12 protein-coding genes are annotated in these 15,693 nt (G+C 59.6%); 1 reads left to right on the top strand and 11 read right to left on the bottom strand.

Annotated features, from left to right (window positions below; genetic code table 11):
- Window positions 1-343: 343 nt before the first annotated feature.
- The 3 genes from ACYZTU_RS16670 to ACYZTU_RS16660 all read right to left on the bottom strand — a co-directional run bounded on the left by ACYZTU_RS16670 (window position 344) and on the right by ACYZTU_RS16660 (window position 5,089).
- On the bottom strand, window positions 344-1,474 hold the full coding sequence (locus ACYZTU_RS16670) for a hypothetical protein (RefSeq protein WP_461964293.1): 1,131 nt from the start codon (window positions 1,472-1,474) through the stop codon (window positions 344-346).
- The gene (locus ACYZTU_RS16665) at window positions 1,458-2,000 is read right to left on the bottom strand and encodes a hypothetical protein (protein WP_461964292.1); all 543 of its coding nucleotides are present in this window, start codon (window positions 1,998-2,000) and stop codon (window positions 1,458-1,460) included. The genes ACYZTU_RS16670 and ACYZTU_RS16665 overlap by 17 nt, the downstream gene beginning before the upstream one ends.
- Window positions 2,001-2,077: 77 nt before the next feature.
- Window positions 2,078-5,089, bottom strand: coding sequence for a toxin VasX (locus ACYZTU_RS16660; RefSeq protein ID WP_461964291.1), 3,012 nt, complete (start codon window positions 5,087-5,089; stop codon window positions 2,078-2,080).
- 436 nt (window positions 5,090-5,525) lie between these two features.
- Here ACYZTU_RS16660 and ACYZTU_RS16655 point away from each other — a divergent pair, with 436 nt between their 5' ends.
- Window positions 5,526-7,109 (top strand): ABC-F family ATP-binding cassette domain-containing protein, encoded by a 1,584-nt coding sequence (locus ACYZTU_RS16655; protein WP_461964290.1) that lies wholly within the window; start codon window positions 5,526-5,528, stop codon window positions 7,107-7,109.
- A 6-nt stretch (window positions 7,110-7,115) separates the two neighbouring features.
- On the opposite strand, the gene ACYZTU_RS16650 is transcribed toward ACYZTU_RS16655, so the two are convergent.
- From ACYZTU_RS16650 to blaOXA, 8 genes are all read right to left on the bottom strand, one after another.
- A complete protein-coding gene (locus tag ACYZTU_RS16650) occupies window positions 7,116-8,777 on the bottom strand; it encodes a BatD family protein (RefSeq protein ID WP_461964289.1) in 1,662 nt (553 codons plus the stop codon).
- Window positions 8,774-10,513 (bottom strand): tetratricopeptide repeat protein, encoded by a 1,740-nt coding sequence (locus tag ACYZTU_RS16645; protein ID WP_461964288.1) that lies wholly within the window; start codon window positions 10,511-10,513, stop codon window positions 8,774-8,776. Before ACYZTU_RS16645 ends, ACYZTU_RS16650 begins: the two co-directional genes overlap by 4 nt.
- Entirely contained in the window at window positions 10,510-11,586 is a 1,077-nt protein-coding gene (locus tag ACYZTU_RS16640) for a vWA domain-containing protein (RefSeq protein ID WP_461964287.1), read from the bottom strand. Before ACYZTU_RS16640 ends, ACYZTU_RS16645 begins: the two co-directional genes overlap by 4 nt.
- A complete protein-coding gene (locus tag ACYZTU_RS16635; RefSeq protein WP_461964286.1) occupies window positions 11,579-12,073 on the bottom strand; it encodes a DUF4381 domain-containing protein in 495 nt (164 codons plus the stop codon). The genes ACYZTU_RS16640 and ACYZTU_RS16635 overlap by 8 nt, the downstream gene beginning before the upstream one ends.
- Entirely contained in the window at window positions 12,070-13,014 is a 945-nt protein-coding gene (locus ACYZTU_RS16630; RefSeq protein ID WP_461964285.1) for a DUF58 domain-containing protein, read from the bottom strand. Before ACYZTU_RS16630 ends, ACYZTU_RS16635 begins: the two co-directional genes overlap by 4 nt.
- 5 nt (window positions 13,015-13,019) lie before the next feature.
- A complete protein-coding gene (locus tag ACYZTU_RS16625; RefSeq protein WP_008150800.1) occupies window positions 13,020-13,979 on the bottom strand; it encodes an AAA family ATPase in 960 nt (319 codons plus the stop codon).
- A 193-nt stretch (window positions 13,980-14,172) separates the two neighbouring features.
- On the bottom strand, window positions 14,173-14,529 hold the full coding sequence (locus ACYZTU_RS16620; RefSeq protein WP_461964284.1) for a hypothetical protein: 357 nt from the start codon (window positions 14,527-14,529) through the stop codon (window positions 14,173-14,175).
- Window positions 14,530-14,888: 359 nt separating this feature from the next.
- Window positions 14,889-15,659 (bottom strand): class D beta-lactamase, encoded by a 771-nt coding sequence (gene blaOXA, locus ACYZTU_RS16615; RefSeq protein WP_461971064.1) that lies wholly within the window; start codon window positions 15,657-15,659, stop codon window positions 14,889-14,891.
- Window positions 15,660-15,693: the final 34 nt, after the last annotated feature.

The raw sequence follows: 15,693 nt of genomic DNA, 5'->3' as shown, positions 1-15,693 counted from the left end.
AATGAACCTTTCAACTAATGGCCGCATAAAAAATCGGATTAAACCCACATCAAAATTCAAATTTACCTATATTTATTACCGGACTGGCCCCCGGTGTCAGGATAGTTGTCGTTTTTAAGAGCGAAGGTCGGCATGAACAAATCCAGAGCACCGCGGCCATTTGCCGGTCGTACCGATTGCCGACTTCGATCGGCGTTTGGATAAGCCGACTAACGAGCCGCGTTGCTTACTTAATATAAAGAAACGACCCTCACTGCAGGGGTTTAGGCGAATGACGTGAGTTCGGGAAACCCACGCACCGTTGGTGTTCAAGGTCTGCGCGTATACACCCAGCCAAAACACTTCATGCGCGACGTTTGTCCGTCGGGTTCAATCGCCGCACCTCGGCAAAAATCTCGGTGATCGGGCGTTGTGGCTGACGTTTGTGCAGGGCGCGAACCTGTGCGCTCAGGCGCAGCAGTTCTTCGCTCGGCCTAGCCCATTGTTCCTTCGGTAACGGTTCCGACCATTGGCGCATCACTTCGGGCAAGGCGTGTGGGGCCATTTTCTGAAGTCGGCGGATTTCCCATTCGGTCAGGTGGTTGGGAATCGTCCACAGCGTCATCACGTGGTACAGGTACCAGAAGAAGCCGGACACCCGACCGCGCTGACCGTCGCGGATTTGTTGGTGCAGGCGCGCGCGAGCGTTGCGGAAGGTGTGCAGGCCTTCGTGGGGCGGGTCGTTCGGGCCTTGCAGGTCTTGCGGGTCTTGGATGGATTTGAGGTCGTTGACTTCGAATTCCATGTAGCCGCGGATCGCTTCCCAGTGGCTGATGGCCAGGGACAGACCGAAGCAGGGAAATTCGACGCTGGTCAGGGTCTCGCCGTGCTGGAAGCCGATGCCCATGCCGTACTGGCGGTGGATGCCGTATTGGGTGGCGCCTTGGGCTTCGATGACCCAGGCCGAGAGGGATTCCCAAGGGACGAAGACGGGGTCGGTGGCGTCTTCGGGCATGAAGCAGACTTCGCGGCGTTGGCGGTTGAAGCGGGTGGGGATGATGTGGAGGCGTTTTTTGTGGTTGTGGTGCCAGACGGCAAGGCCGATGAGTAGAGAGCAAAAGCCACTTATTAGCGCGTAGCCATAGCTTTCATCAAACACGCCGAGTACCGAGTCCCAGATTTCTACTTGGCTGTAACCGAACACAACCCGGAGGAACGCAGCAAGCATTGGAGGTAGAAAAGCGAGCATTAAAGTGCCGCTGAATGGTCCACCTAATGTTACTTGCCACATAAACACCTGCGGCGATCCCAATCCGAAGTCCATGTACACCTCATTTAATTCCCCGATATGAGGGCCAAGCGGCGGCAGCGGTGTCGGCAATGGCAACGGCGCGAGATAAGTGATCCTACCACTGGGAAACGGTTCGACATCGCCGGCTTTGCGGGATTGCTCAAGGTGCGGGGAAGGCAGAGGCATATCAATCTTGGTGGGCATGGTCGGCCAGCTCCAGCAGATGGGTTTCAACCAGCAACAACGGTGGATGCTCGGTAACGGATTGACGGGGCAACGAAGAAAAATGGTCCTTGCCGCGCGGGTTGAGGTGAATAACGTCAGTCAGCGATTCCCACACCCCCTTGGCGCTCAAGGTCTGGATGCAGACGGCCAGCTCCAGTGTTTCGGACGCCGGGGTAAATTCGGCGTCAGGGTCCAGCGGGTACTGCAGACACAGCACCAACCGATCTGGCCCTGTTTGTACGATGCGTAGACTGTTCGCCACTTCCTCACTGATGATGTCCTTGCGTTCTCGGGGCGCGCCGCGACTGTGGAGAGGAATGGCAATGCGGTGGGCGCCGATCCCAAGGCGATGAGCCGGTTGTCCACTCAATGGTGGCTGGAAATCACTGAGCTTGAGCCTTGGCAGCACCAGGTGAATGTCGCTGGGCCTGGCTTTTAGCAGAAAGTTTTTCAGCCACGAGTCATGCTCATTCGGGCCCAGTTGCGCGTACGGGGCGTTCAGCAAATAGGCCAGATAACGCTGATATTCATCCAGGGTATGGTCGCCACGATGATCAGTGTCCAGGCTCCAAGGTGTGGTTTTCAGCCATTTATCATGAGCACTGATGTTGTAGCGGTTGTACAGCCAGTTCCGCCCAATTCCAAAATGGTGAACAGGGCACCGGCCAGATTGAAGCGGAAGAATACGGTGGACAGCCTTGTCCCCGCAGCAGCCCAAGCAGCCGTTCTTGCTGCAGCGTTTCTGGCAATCGCTACGGTATAGCCCGCGTGTAAGGTGTGACCCAAACCATAGGCATTAGCCGCCGTCATGCCCCCCGCACCCAGTGTGGCAAGCGCCGCACTAGTTTGTGCCGAGCGATCTCCGGTACGCGTCGCCTGCTGCCATTTCTGCTGTTGGGAATTGAAGCTGGACAGAGATGACACAAAACCAAAAAGGTAGGTAAAGAAACCCAGTCCAACATGCATCTTGCCCATCTGCACCTGCACATTCTGCAAAGCATGGTGTTGAAGTCCGGCAACGAGTTCCGTGCTACGCGCCTTCAGAGCGGTATCCGCCAGACTTTGCGCCGCCGTAAATCCCGCGGCACCCGTAGCGGCAAACGCGGCAAAGAACTCGGCCCGTTTCTTGGGATTTTTGGTCTGATTCATCATCTCCCGATACACCGAAACCAAATTCACCCCCTGCACCAAAAACACCAACAACCCCATCCCCTCACTTCGAATCAAACTCGCATTCGGCACCGAGCCAACCCCCAACCGAATGTCCTTCAACAAACTCCGCACCTCCAACTGCTGCGCCGGCGGAAACACCACCGTCACCCCGGCCCGAGCCGGCGTTGCGCCGTACAGGCGCGCCGACTGATCCGGCAACTCCGCAATCGGGCTCAGCGCCCCGGCCAATCGGCCTTCAAGTTGCGTCAACTGCCCGCGCACCCGCACGATCTCACCCTGCAACTCCACCGCCCGTGGCGTCTTGTGCCCCTGGCGGTTTTTGTTGTGGGTGAGCTGGTTGCGTTCGCGGGTCTGGGTTTTCAGGTAATCGCGTTCCCTGAGCAGTTCCTTGAGGTTGGTTTGCAACGCCGCGTGTTCCGCCGGGCTGGCGACAGTAAAGGTCACCCCGGTGGTTTTCGCCGCATCGAGGATCCGCCCCGACAAGGCTTTGGGCAGGCGCCGGAACAGTTCGTCGAGGTCGGGGATTTTCTCTGCTGACAGGTCGAACCCTTCCAGCGCCCGACTCAGACCTAGGTTCAGCGCCGGGCTGAGGCTGTGCTGGGCGGCGTCGGCGACGGCGCGGGTGTGTTCGGGCAAATCGTCGAGGGCCGGCAGGTACGCTTGTTCGATTTTCTGCAGTTCGCCCAGCCAGTGCGGCAGGTTGTTGAACACCCCCATGCCGGCGTTGAACAACGTGGCGTATTGCGCGGCCCGTTCTGGCTGAAGACGCAGGGGCAAGGTGTAGAACAGTGGCCGGGTCAGTTCAGGGTGTTTCTCCAGATAACCGAGGAGGATTTCGCTGGCGTGGTCACTGCGGCAGATGTCCTTCAGGCAGGCGTATTCGGCGGTGAAGGCCTGGTGGAGTTGCTGTTGATCCTGCGCGTCGTAATACCAGACCGAACGATGGAAGCGACCGGCACCCACCAGCATGGTGCGGTCAGCGGTAATGCGCTCGAGCAAGCGGTTCCAGCGGCCAAGGTCGTCGCGATGCTGAAACAGCGCAGCGTCCATGGCCGGGCGGTCGATGAAATCATTGACCCCGCGTTTGCCACTGAAGCTGGAGCCTTCGAGCACATCGATGATGCGTTTGTTTTGCTCTTGGCCGAGTTTTATCAAGGTATCGAGGTGACGTTCGACGAAATCGTCGGGGGCGACCTTGAAATGTTGGCGCGTGTAGTAACGGCGGTCGGCCTCGTCACTGGCGCGGCTATGGGCGGTGAAGTCAGGTGTGGCGCCCTGGTACTTGGCGAATTTGAACGCTTCGGCATGCGCTTCTTTACGCGCCTGCTCCAGTGCCGGGGGCGCGGGAGCGTCCAGCGACTCGACCTTGCCGCCCTTGTTCAGGTAATCCAGCAAGGCTTTGCGGGTGTGCTCCCGATCCGGTGCGGGCAACTGTTCCAGATCGTCAAAAAGCGCCTGGACCGGCGGATCGTTACTGGCGTCGGCCAGCTTGCCGATATCCGCAGGACTGAGCAGGCTCAGGGACTCGATGTAACAAGCCAGCAAGTAATCGCGTTCATTGTTATCGGCATTGCTCCAGTCGTCGACCCAACCGACCACGGTGTCCTGATACTCGGCCAGATCGCGCAGCACGCCGAGGTCGTCCTGCGCCACGAGGAACAGCGTGTCGTCCTGATAAGCCGGGCGGACCCGCCCGAGAAACTCGCCGATGTGCGCCTCGCGAAAGCGCCGCGGCTGCTCCCATAAATAGGGTTCACGTTCGTGCGCGGGGGCATCGCTGACGTGCACCGTCGGCAATGGAACGGCATCCGGCGGCGACTCGGCTTCCAACGCGGTGCGCTCTTGGGCGGCTTGTGCCTGCTGGGTCGGAACGGTCGCAATCTCCGCCAGCCACTGTTTGCCCTGTTCGACCGTCAGCAGATGCTCGCCACCGGTTTGGCAATGCACCGGGCCGAGATCGACGGCCTGCATGAAGTGGTCACGCTCGTCGGAGTTGTCGAGCACTTGCGTGCATTTGGCCGCGGTCCACTGCACTTCAGCGAAGGTCACATGCAGGGTGCTGCGTCTTGAAAACACCAGTGCCGGACGCTCTTCGATGGGCGTGCGCTGATCACTGTCGACCTTGGCGCCCTTGTGCAACAGGGCGCTGACCAGTCCGTTGAGTACCTGATACTCGTGCAGGTGCCCGGTCACGCTGTCGATCATGTACAACCAGCCATCGCGCAGCATGCGAATGCCCAGCGGGCGGGTCGTCAGGGCATAGGGCAGCTTCAGTTCGGCACTCGGATCGAGTGGTTTCTCCACCAGTCCATAACGCAAAGGCAGCAGCTGCACGTGGGTTTGCCGCAACGGGCAGGCACCCAGAGAGCCGATGGGGGATTTGGATGCCGCTGCTGCGGCGAGGTTGGCGGGTGAAGTCATGGGTGGCCTCGTTGGCTAGTCCATTCGCTGACCTGTTTCACACTGAGCGAGTAACTTCGGTTGAGAGCGTATTGGGCTCGGTACTCGCATATTTGGTGGTCGTGAAAAAATATATCAGGGTTGCGCTTGACAACATCTTGATTGGTAGTGCTGAGCATCCACATATCCCTGCGTCTAATAAAGGCACGGAACATTGCGTGGACTTACTGAGCGGCGCTGTCAGGCGAATCTATATTTGATGTAGGACCTCTCCGTTAAGTCAGATCGCTGTGGAGGACTGACCGTATGAAGTGAAATCCGAAGGAATAAAGTAATGGTCTCCAGAAAAATGAATGCTGCGAATGGCGAAAGAGTCTATTGCCCATCCGCCGGGTGCTGTTGCGCACCATCAGGGAGTGGTTCAGTGCCTATCGGGCCGATTGTTTAAGGAGACGTCATGACTCAACGGTTACTTCAACTTGATCAAGTGTCGTTCAACCTGCCCGACGGGCGCGTTCTGTTCGATCACTTGAACCACACCTTCAGCGCCAGGGCCACTGGCATCGTGGGCGCCAATGGCTGTGGCAAGTCCTTGCTTGGCCGGCTCCTGACGGGGGAGCAACTGCCCACCAGCGGCATCGTCCGTCGCGAAGGGCGGGTTTACGCCGTGGCGCAGTTGCTGGAACCCGAGCGCTATCCCAGTGTTTCCGCGCTGGCCGGTGTCGCCCCTATTCTGGCGGCGCTGGATCGCATTGCCCAAGGCAGCGTCGACGATGACGACCATTCGCTGGTGGTCGACCAATGGGATTGCGCCACACGCCTTGAGGCGGAACTGCAGCAGATCGGCCTGGGTCATTTGAACGCCGACGCGCGCACCGACGCCCTCAGTGGTGGCGAACGGCAACGGGTGGCGCTGCTGGGGGCGTGGTTGTCCAGGGCCGACTGGCTCATTCTGGATGAGCCCAGCAACCACCTGGATATTGATCAGCAACACAAGCTTGCGCAGCAGATCGATCGCTGGCCCAACGGCCTGGTGTTGATCAGCCACGACCGGGGCCTTCTGGAGCACGTGAACGAAATTGTCGAGCTTTCACCCTTGGGGCTGGCGGTTTATGGCGGCAACTACAGTCAGTATGCAGCGGCACGCGAGCAAGAACAGCAGTCGTTTCAGTCGGCATTGCAAGGTGAGCGGGCGCAGGCCAAGCGCGAGCAACGTGAGATGGCCGTGCAGATGGAGCGTCAGCAACGGCGTAATGCCCGCGGCGACCGTCAGGCCCGTGACGGTAATCAGACCAAGCTGATCACCAACGCCCAGAAAGAGCGCAGTGAAAACAGCCAGGGAAAATTGCGCCTCAATCAACAGGTGGCCCGGGAGCAGCAGCAACAACGGATCGCCGAGGCCCGTGCGCGGTGCGCGCCGGACATTCAACGCATGATGTTGTCACCGGAAAGCGCAGTGCCCAATGGCAAGCTGATTGTGCAGCTCAACGACGTCATTCTCCCGTTCGGTTACGCGGCGCCGGTCAATCTGATGCTGACGGGGCCTATGCGCATGGCAATCCTGGGCGCCAACGGCAGCGGCAAGTCGACCCTGTTGCGAGTGATCGCCGGCCAACTGCCGGTGCGCGAAGGCGAACTCATACGCAGTTGTCATGTCGGCTGGCTGGATCAACACGCCGGGTTGCAGTATTCCGAACGCACGGCGGTGCAATGGCTCTATGAGAGTAATCCGGAGTTGCCCGAAGCCGAAGCGCGAACCCGGTTGGCGCAGATGGGCATTGATGCGGATCGTGCGACGCTCAAGACCTGTCAGTTGAGCGGCGGCGAACGCCTGAAAATAGCACTGGCTGCGCAGTTGTATGCCCAGCGACCACCGCAATTGCTGTTGCTGGACGAACCGGACAACCATTTGGACTTGCCCAGTAAAATTGCGCTGGAGCAGATGCTCAATCAGTACCAAGGGGCTTTGATCGTCGTCTCTCACGACAGCGCTTTTTTACAGGCCATTCATCTGGACGCCGAGTTCCATCTCAACAGCTAGGGACCGTTACTTCGGATAAAGCGGCGGCAACCCGCTGTCGCCCACTGGATCCTGAACTCGCTCGGCAATCGGAATCGCCTTGATCGCCCGCCACAGATCTTCACCTTGCCAATGCTGGCCGGTTTCGCTGTAGAGCGCTCCGTTCAAACCGTCGAGGGCGTCGGACAGCGGTACAAAACGCGCCGCCATATCGGCCAGGGTTTCCGGTTGTTGCCGGGCCCAGGCGTCGAGGGCCTGGCGGGTGGCGTGGGAGTCATTGGCCTGGCAGGCGCGCTTGAGGTCGTCGAGCACGGTGCGCGGGCTCGGGCCGGTCTGCGCCGCGCGCAGGATCGCCGGTTGCCAGCGGGCGCGCCACCAGAGACCGAAGCCCAGCAGGGTGGTGCAGGCCAGGATCAGCGTGCTGAGTTTCCACCACCGGAGGGCTTCGTTGTCGGCGACGGAAAGGACTTGAGGCGTGCTGGCCGGGGTGTCGACCATCAGGCTGGGATTGTTCGCCACTGGCAGGGTTCGGGCCGGCAGGCTGCTGTATTCCAGGTGGTCCTCGAAGGTGTTCCACCAGACCACTTCAACCGCTGGCAACTCGATTGCGCCGCTACGCGTCGGCACCAGGGCTTCACGGTCTTCGCGACTGCCGACCAGGCCTCGCTCGCTGTTCTGGTTACCCAGCACCGGTTGATCCGGGTAGCGCCGCAAGCCGTTGACGTCGGTGGCGGGCAGCGGTGGCAATTGCGTGCTGGCCAGGCCTTCAGCCTTCACCGTCAGGCTGCGGGTCAAAGAATCGCCCACCTGCGCATGATCCGGTTCCGGGTTCCAGCTCTCGCTCAGGCTGAGGCTACGGGCCGGCAGCCATGGCCTGTCGGCCGGGTAGGTGATGGGTTTGGCCTTGACCGTCAGCAGAATCTCTGCGGAGCTGACCCGCATCAGTTTGCCGGATTTCGGTACCTGCGCGGCGGCGCCCTGGGTGCCCTGGGCGGGCTGTGCGTCCACGAGTGCAGCATTGAATATCTGCGCCGGAATGACCAACTCACCGCTGTGTTGCGGGTAGATCGCGTAGCGCATCTCGATCACGCCGTGGCGCAGCCCATTGATGTCTTTCTCGTAGGTGCGCGCCTCGCCCAGTTGTTCGATGCGCACATCGGGGACCTGCAAGGGGGGCAGACTGCTGTCGTCGTACAGCGACACCGAATGGTAGATGCGCAAGGTCAGGACCGCCTGGGCTTGCACATACACGCTGCTTTGATCGAGGCTGGCGTCGATGAACACCGGGGCCCGTTTGTTCGGGCTGTCCTGGGTTTCGGTCTCGACCACTTGCACGGTGATTGGCTGGCTCTGTACGTCACCCAGTTGCAGTGACGGAATCACCACGCTGCCGTTTTGCCTGGGCAGCAGGGTGACGATCCAGCGGGTGGTCGCACGATTGTCGCCGTTCAGGGTGGTCAGCTGGTTGACCTGGCGGGTGCCGCGCACTTCGAACAGCGGCTCCAGCGGTGTCAGATCAGGCTTGCCGAACTGCGTCACGTCGGTGGATTCCAGCGTCAGTTCAATCGTCTCGCCGGTGTTCAGGCGACTGCGATCCACACTGGCGACGAGTCCGGCTGCCTGTACCTGAATGGAGCAGAGCAACAGGGCGGGCAGCAGTGCGAGCAAGAAGGCGGTGAAGCGGGTCATCGAGTTTTTCCCTGATCCTGATGTTGTTGCTGTTCGTACCAGAATTTGCGCCTGAGCAATTCACCCGGGTCGTCCGGGATCTTGCGCAGCCATTGCTCCAGCGCCTGGCGCTGTTCACCATCGATGCTGTCGCTGGCGGGGCGCAACGGTGGCCTGGTGCTTTGTTCGTCTCCCAACTCGCTACCCGGAACTTCATTGGTGCCGGGTCTCGGCGGTGTTTTGTTCGGTTGCTCGGAGTCCGGCGTGGTCTGCTGGGCGTCGGTTTTTGGTTCGCTATTATCTGACGGTTGCGTGGCCGCGCCCGGCGGCGGTTCTTGCATGGGGGGCTCGGTCTCGTTGTCGGCGTTTTTGTCCGGTTCAACCGGCCGTGGTGTGTTTTTCTGCTTGATCAGATTTTCCACCAGCGCCTTGTTGGTCTGCGCCGGACGCAAATCCGGTTGACGCTCCAGCGCCTGTTCGTAGGCGTCCAGCGCGGCCTCCAGCTCACCGCTTTTGGCCAGGGCGTTGCCACGATTGTAGTGGGCGTGAGCGTCGTTGCCCTCGGCGAACCGCTGTGCGGCGCCGCTGTAGTCGCCGGCTTCGTAAAGCGCCACACCTTGCCATTGTCGATCTGCGAAATGCTGCGCAGCCTCGGCTGGGCGTTTCTGCTTGAGCAATAGCAAACCCTGTTGGTCGGGCCGCAGCCACAAATCTTCGAAGTCCAAGGCATAACTCGGTTGTGGCAGCAGCAGTAGCAGTGGCAGGCAGAACAACCACCCGCGACGGCCGGCGCAAGCGGCCAGCAACAACAGCGGCAGCAACAGCCAGTAACCCTGATCGGCCCACGTGTCGAGACGCAGGGTATGGCCGTCGTTGCGCAGCGTGCGTGGCCCCTCTAACAAGCCGAGGGCGCGCAGGTCGGCATCGTCCAGGCGTGCGTGGCGATAGCGTCCGTCCAGGTCATTGGCAAAGGCTTTCAGGCTGGGTTCGTCCAGATGAGGCACCAGAATCGCGCCCTGGTCGTCCTTGAGAAAACTGCCGTCCTCCTGGGTGATCGGCGCTCCTTCGGCCGTGCCAACACCGAGCATCAAAAATTGCGTCGATTTGCCGTCCAGCACCTGCCGGATCCCTTGGCGTTCCTGTTCGGTCAAGGTTGAACCGATCAGCAGGATTCGGCCGTCGCCGAGGGCGCCCTGATCCAGCAGAGCAAGGGCCTTGGCCACCGCCAGATCGGCGCGATGACCCGCCTCGGGCATCAGCGAAGGTTTGAGGGCATCCAATAAATTGCGGCTGGTCGACAGGTCATCCGACAGCGGCACCAGCGTGTGAGCGCTGCCGGCGTAGACGACGATCGCGGTCTGGGCGTCGCTGCGGTTCTGCAGCAGGTCGAATAGCTTGCGCCGGGCCTGTTCAAGCCGGTTGGGTGGCACGTCAGTGGCGAGCATTTCCGGGGTCAGCTCAAGTACCACGACCAGCGGGTCGGCGGGTTTCTGACTGGATTGCTCGACACGCTCCCAGCTCGGCCCGAGCAGCGCCAGAACGGTCAACACCCAGGCACAGCCAAGGATGACCCACGGCAATTTGCTGTCGCGACCGCTGCCACCACTGAGCAACGCCGCATGGAAGGCCGGTGGCAAAATCATCTGCCAGCGCCCGGCGCGCTTCTGTCGATGCCAGACTTGCCAGAGCAACCAGCCGAGCAACGGCAACAACAGCAACCACCAGGGGCGGAACCAGTACGGCCAGAGCGCACTCATCGGCGCCTCCGCAGACGCAGGCGTTTAAGCCGCTGGCGCCAGTCGGGCAATTGCGTTTGCAGAAGATCCTTGGTGAACAGTCGCCGCAACGGGTTGTCCGGCCAGCGCTCGCGAACCACCAGCAGCATGCTCAATAGCAACGCCATCGCCAAAGGCCAGTGGTACAACGCTTGTGCCGGGCGAGCCTGAGTCGGTTGTTGGGTCACGGGTTCAAGTTTGTCGAGGGTGCCTTTGACCGCTTGCAGTTCCTTGTCATCGTGGGCGCGAAAATACTGGCCGCCCGTGGCTTCGGCGATCGCCTTCAAGGAGGCTTCATCGAGGTCGAGGCTCGGATTGACCCCCAAAAAACCCAACGTGCCGCTTTGCTCCGGATCGGCGCCGATACCGATCGGGTAGATTTTCACGCCTTCATTAGCTGCCAGCCGCGCCGCCGTGAGCGGGTCGATTTCACCACCGTTGTTGGCGCCGTCAGTGACCAGAATCAGTACACGGCTTTGTGCCGGGCGTTGACGCAGGCGTTTGAGGGCCAGGCCGATAGCATCGCCGATGGCGGTGTTCTTGCCAGCGATGCCGATCCGCGCTTCGTCGAGCCACACGCGCACCGTGTGCCGATCGAACGTCAGCGGTGCTTGCAGATACGCCCGACTGCCGAACAGGATCAGCCCGACCCGATCGCCCTCACGGCTTTCGAGGAAGTCACCGAGCAAGTGTTGAACCAGTGTGAGTCGACTGACGTCTTCGCCCTGCCATTGCATGTCAGGAAAATCCATGGAGCCGGACACGTCGACCGCCACCAGCAGATCGCGACCGCTGGCGGCAATCGGCAGCGGTTCGCCAAGCCATTGCGGGCGCCCAGCGGCGATCAGTAACAACAGCCACAGCAGAATGAACGGCGCTTGTTGACGCCAGGCCGGCAGGTTGGCCCGGGCGCGGCGGCGGGCGAGGCCTTCGAGGTCACTGAGGAAGCTGACTTTGAGCGCCGGCTCGCCACTGTCGGCGACAGGCAGCACGACGCGCATCAGCCAGGGCAGCGGCAGCAGGGCAAAGATCCACGGCCAGGCGAACTCAAACATGTTTACGAATCCAGGTGTCGACGGCTTGGGTCAGGCCGGCGATGGCTTTGTCGTCGAGTTTGCATTCGGGTTTGTAGGCGCCTTCGACCAGCACCATCCAGCGGGTCAGACCAGCGGCCGGGCAGCGATTGTCGAGGAATGCCAGCCATTTGCGCCCATTGAGGGTATGGCTCTGGCTGTAGGGATAGTGGTTGCGGCACAGGCGTTTGAGCAAACCGTTGAGTTGCTGCAACCAGGCACCGGCCGGAGCGCCGTCGTAGGGTTTGGGCATTCGCGCCAGTTCGGCCAGCGCGGCGAGGCGCACCGGGTCCAGCGGTTGTTCGGCGCGCACGATAGGGCGTTTGTTTGCAAAGTAGCGCCTTGCCTTCCACAGACCGAAACCGATCAGTGGCAGTAGCAACAGCAATAGCCACCAGCCCGGTGCCGGTGGCCAGAACTCGATCGGTGGCGGGGAGATCAGTGGTTGCAGTTGATCGAGGCTGCTCATCGAGCTTTCCCCGGTTTCTGTGGGTTCAGGTATTCGCGCAGTTGTTCGACCATCTCACTCTGCGTGCTCAAGGGCATCAGCAAAACCCGCAGCTTTTGCGCCAGCAGTTCCCAGCGAGCGATGCGCGCTTCGGCCTGGGCGCGATAGGTCTGGCGCAGCTCGAAATTCAAGGTGTCGAGTTCCAGTTGCGCCCCGCGTTCGGCGAAGCGTAAAAGCCCGGCGGCGGGCAGGGCGTGATCCAGTGGGTCGGACACCGGCAGCAGCAACAGATCGCAATGCCGCGACAACAGGCTCAACTGTTGTTCGGCACCCTCGGTCAGGGTGCGTTCATCGCAGATCACGATCACCAGACTGCCGGGACGCAGTACTTCCCGGGCTCGGCGCAGGGCAATGTTGAAGGCGTCCCGGTCCGGCTCGCTTTCCGTGTGCAGAGACTGATTGACCCGCACCATACGGTTGAGAAACTGCAGCAAGCTCTGCTTGCTGCGTCGTGGCTTGATTTCATAGTGCTCATTGTTGCCGAACACCAGTCCGCCGACCCGATCGTTATGACCCAGTGCGGCCCAGCCGATCAGGCTCGCGGCTTGGGCGGCGAGCACTGATTTGAACATCAGCCCCGAGCCGAAAAACAGCCGCCGACTTTGCTCGACCATGATAAAAATCGGCCGCTCGCGCTCTTCATGGAACAGCTTGGTATGGGGTTCCTGGGTGCGGGCGGTGACGCGCCAGTCGATGCTTCGCACATCATCGCCGGCCTGATAGACCCGCACCTGATCGAAATCCACCCCGCGCCCGCGCAGTTTGGAGTGGTGCAAGCCGATCAGCGGGCTGCGCTGGCTCGGCGTGGAGAACAACTGCACTTCACGCACGCGATGGCGCATCTCGATCAGCTCGGCGAGGCTGACACGGATGCCCGGTTCGGGTGGCAGGATGGCGTTCATCGGGGTCAAGCGACGGCTACGACGTCAAGAATCCGCTGGACCACTCGGTCCTGGTCGATGCCCGCGGCTTCGGCTTCAAAGGAAAGAATGATGCGGTGACGCAGCACATCGAACAGCACCGCTTGAATGTCTTCCGGGCTGACGAAGTCGCGACCGGCCAGCCAGGCATGGGCCCGGGCGCAACGGTCGAGGGCAATCGAGCCGCGCGGGCTGGCGCCGTAGGCGATCCACTCGGCCATCTCTGGGTCGAATTTGGCCGGGGTGCGCGTGGCCATGACCAGTTGCACCAGGTATTCCTCCACGGCATCGGCCATGTACAAACCGAGGATTTCCTTGCGCGCGGCAAAGATCGCCTGCTGACTGACCCGACGCTCGGGTTTGGTTTCGCCGTTCAACGCTTCGCCACGGGCCTGTTGCAGGATCCGACGTTCGACGGCGGCGTCAGGGAAGCCAATTTTTACGTGCATCAGAAAGCGGTCGAGCTGCGCTTCGGGCAGTGGATAGGTGCCTTCCTGCTCGATCGGGTTTTGCGTGGCCATCACCAGAAACAGCGGCGACAGCTCGTAAGTACTGCGCCCGACGCTGACTTGGCGCTCGCCCATGGCTTCGAGCAGGGCGGACTGAACCTTGGCCGGGGCGCGGTTGATTTCGTCCGCCAGCACCAGATTGTGGAAGATCGGGCCTTGCTGGAACACGAAACTGCCGGTTTCCGGGCGATAGATTTCCGTACCGGTGATGTCGGCGGGCAGCAGGTCGGGGGTGAACTGGATGCGATGGAACTGTGCTTCGATGCCTTCGGCAAGTTCTTTGATGGCCTTGGTCTTGGCCAGGCCCGGAGCGCCCTCGACCAGCATGTGGCCGTCGGCGAGCAAGGCGATGAGCAAGCGCTCGATGAGTTTTTCCTGGCCGAGAATCTGCGTTGAAAGAAAGGTTCGCAGCGCTAGCAGCGCTTCACGATGTTCCATCGATGACTGTTCCTGGAAAGGGTGACCGAAGACGTTCGAATAACGCCAGGGCTGGGGGCTTTACTTTAATCCATCGCAGGGTGTGGCGACTAACGGCATTTTGTGCAAAGTGCGGATTAACGTTTGTTCCCGCACGCCAAGGCTGATCGTTCCCACGCGAGCGTGGGAACGATCAGTGTCCGGATCGGAGGAATCAGCTCAACTCGCTGATATAGGTGCCAGTGCCCTTAAGAATGTTCTGCAACGTTTCCTCCACTTCCGCCAAATCACTCGCATCAGTGCTGTGAATGATTTCCAGCGAATCATCACCATTGAGCGCATCAGCGTCAGCGGCGGCGATTTCGATCAGCAGGCGGGTAGGGCTGAGGGTGACTTTCACCCCGTCCAGCGTCGAAGGCTCGCCGTCGAGGGTGATGTCCAGCGCGTCCTCGTCCGGGTAGCGGGTCATCAGGAACATGTCGCCCTGTTCGCTGTGGCAGCAGAGCATGGCCATGTTGTCTTCTTCGTCATCGCACGGGTTGACGATCAAAAGGGCGGTGGTCATTTGCATGGGAAATTCCTGGTTCGAAGCGTTCGGTAAAGGCAATCAAAGAGGGATTTTGCCAGTCCCAAGGATTTTCTGCTGCTTTGTATGTGTGATTGGCGCAAAAGCTACGGTGTTAGCGTTATTGCGACATTGTAGGAAGTTGCCGAAGGACCGCGGGTTTATGTCGAAAGAAGTTTCATCGGACGATGTAGGTAATAGTTCTTCTCTAAAGGAACATCACATGAAAAGCTCAGCGGATTCTATCGTCGAAAACGCAGAAGGAATGAGTGAAAGTCAATGCTTATTTTGTGTGCGATCCTTTATGATCAGTTCTGTGTGATTTTAAACAAAATAACATCCCTGTCATTACTTACGAAAATCAGCTATTGAGTTGCAATCGCTTGAGTAGGAGGCAGTGCGCCCACCTCTTTCAATAGCATCCTGCCAATTTCCTCTCTTTTGGGAGCATCGGCCATTCTATGAGGGGTGTCGATATTCAAAGCAAAGAAAACCGGACCTGTTGGCCATTCTACCCAGCCGACCCACCAACCAACCTGGCTCCCAAGCCCGGTTTTAGCGCGAATAATCCATTCACGCCCAGCCTCAGTCACCATGATGTCTTTTGTCAGAAGTTGGTGCTCAACCTTGAAAGGTAGTTCATTCCTGTAAAGCGTCTCAAGAAAGTCGATCTGCTCTTGAGCCGAAACTTCAAGACCACCGTTAATCCAGTAGTCACGTTTTGTTACGCTTGCATCTTGATTTCCGTAATTGATACTTTTCAAATAACTTGTTGCTTTTTCCTTGCCGATTTCCTTTGCAAACCCGCGATACACCCACACGGTGGAGTACCTCATTGCGGATCTTAAATTTTGGTCTGCATTATGAGAAGGAATTTCGTGCTTCTCTCCGTCCCATGTGAATACCTGAAACTCGTCACGAACAACACCAGCATCGAGAGCAAATAGTGTATGAGGTATTTTAAAAGTTGAAGCTGGAGTAAAACGCTCCATTGAGCGTTCCTTATTGTAGATGAACGTTTTGCTTTGATTACTCCGCTCATCCTTAATGATAATAGTGCCGTTAGTATTGAATTTATCGAAGGCGCTCTTCCAGTCCTTTTCCTCGACAACACTATTTTGGGCACTTGCCAACATGCCGCTTGAAAAAGTCGCAAGACAAGCAGCCAAC

It is taken from the genome of Pseudomonas sp. HLT2-19-2 (assembly GCF_054898005.1).
This window is presented reverse-complemented; position numbering and strand designations above follow the sequence as displayed.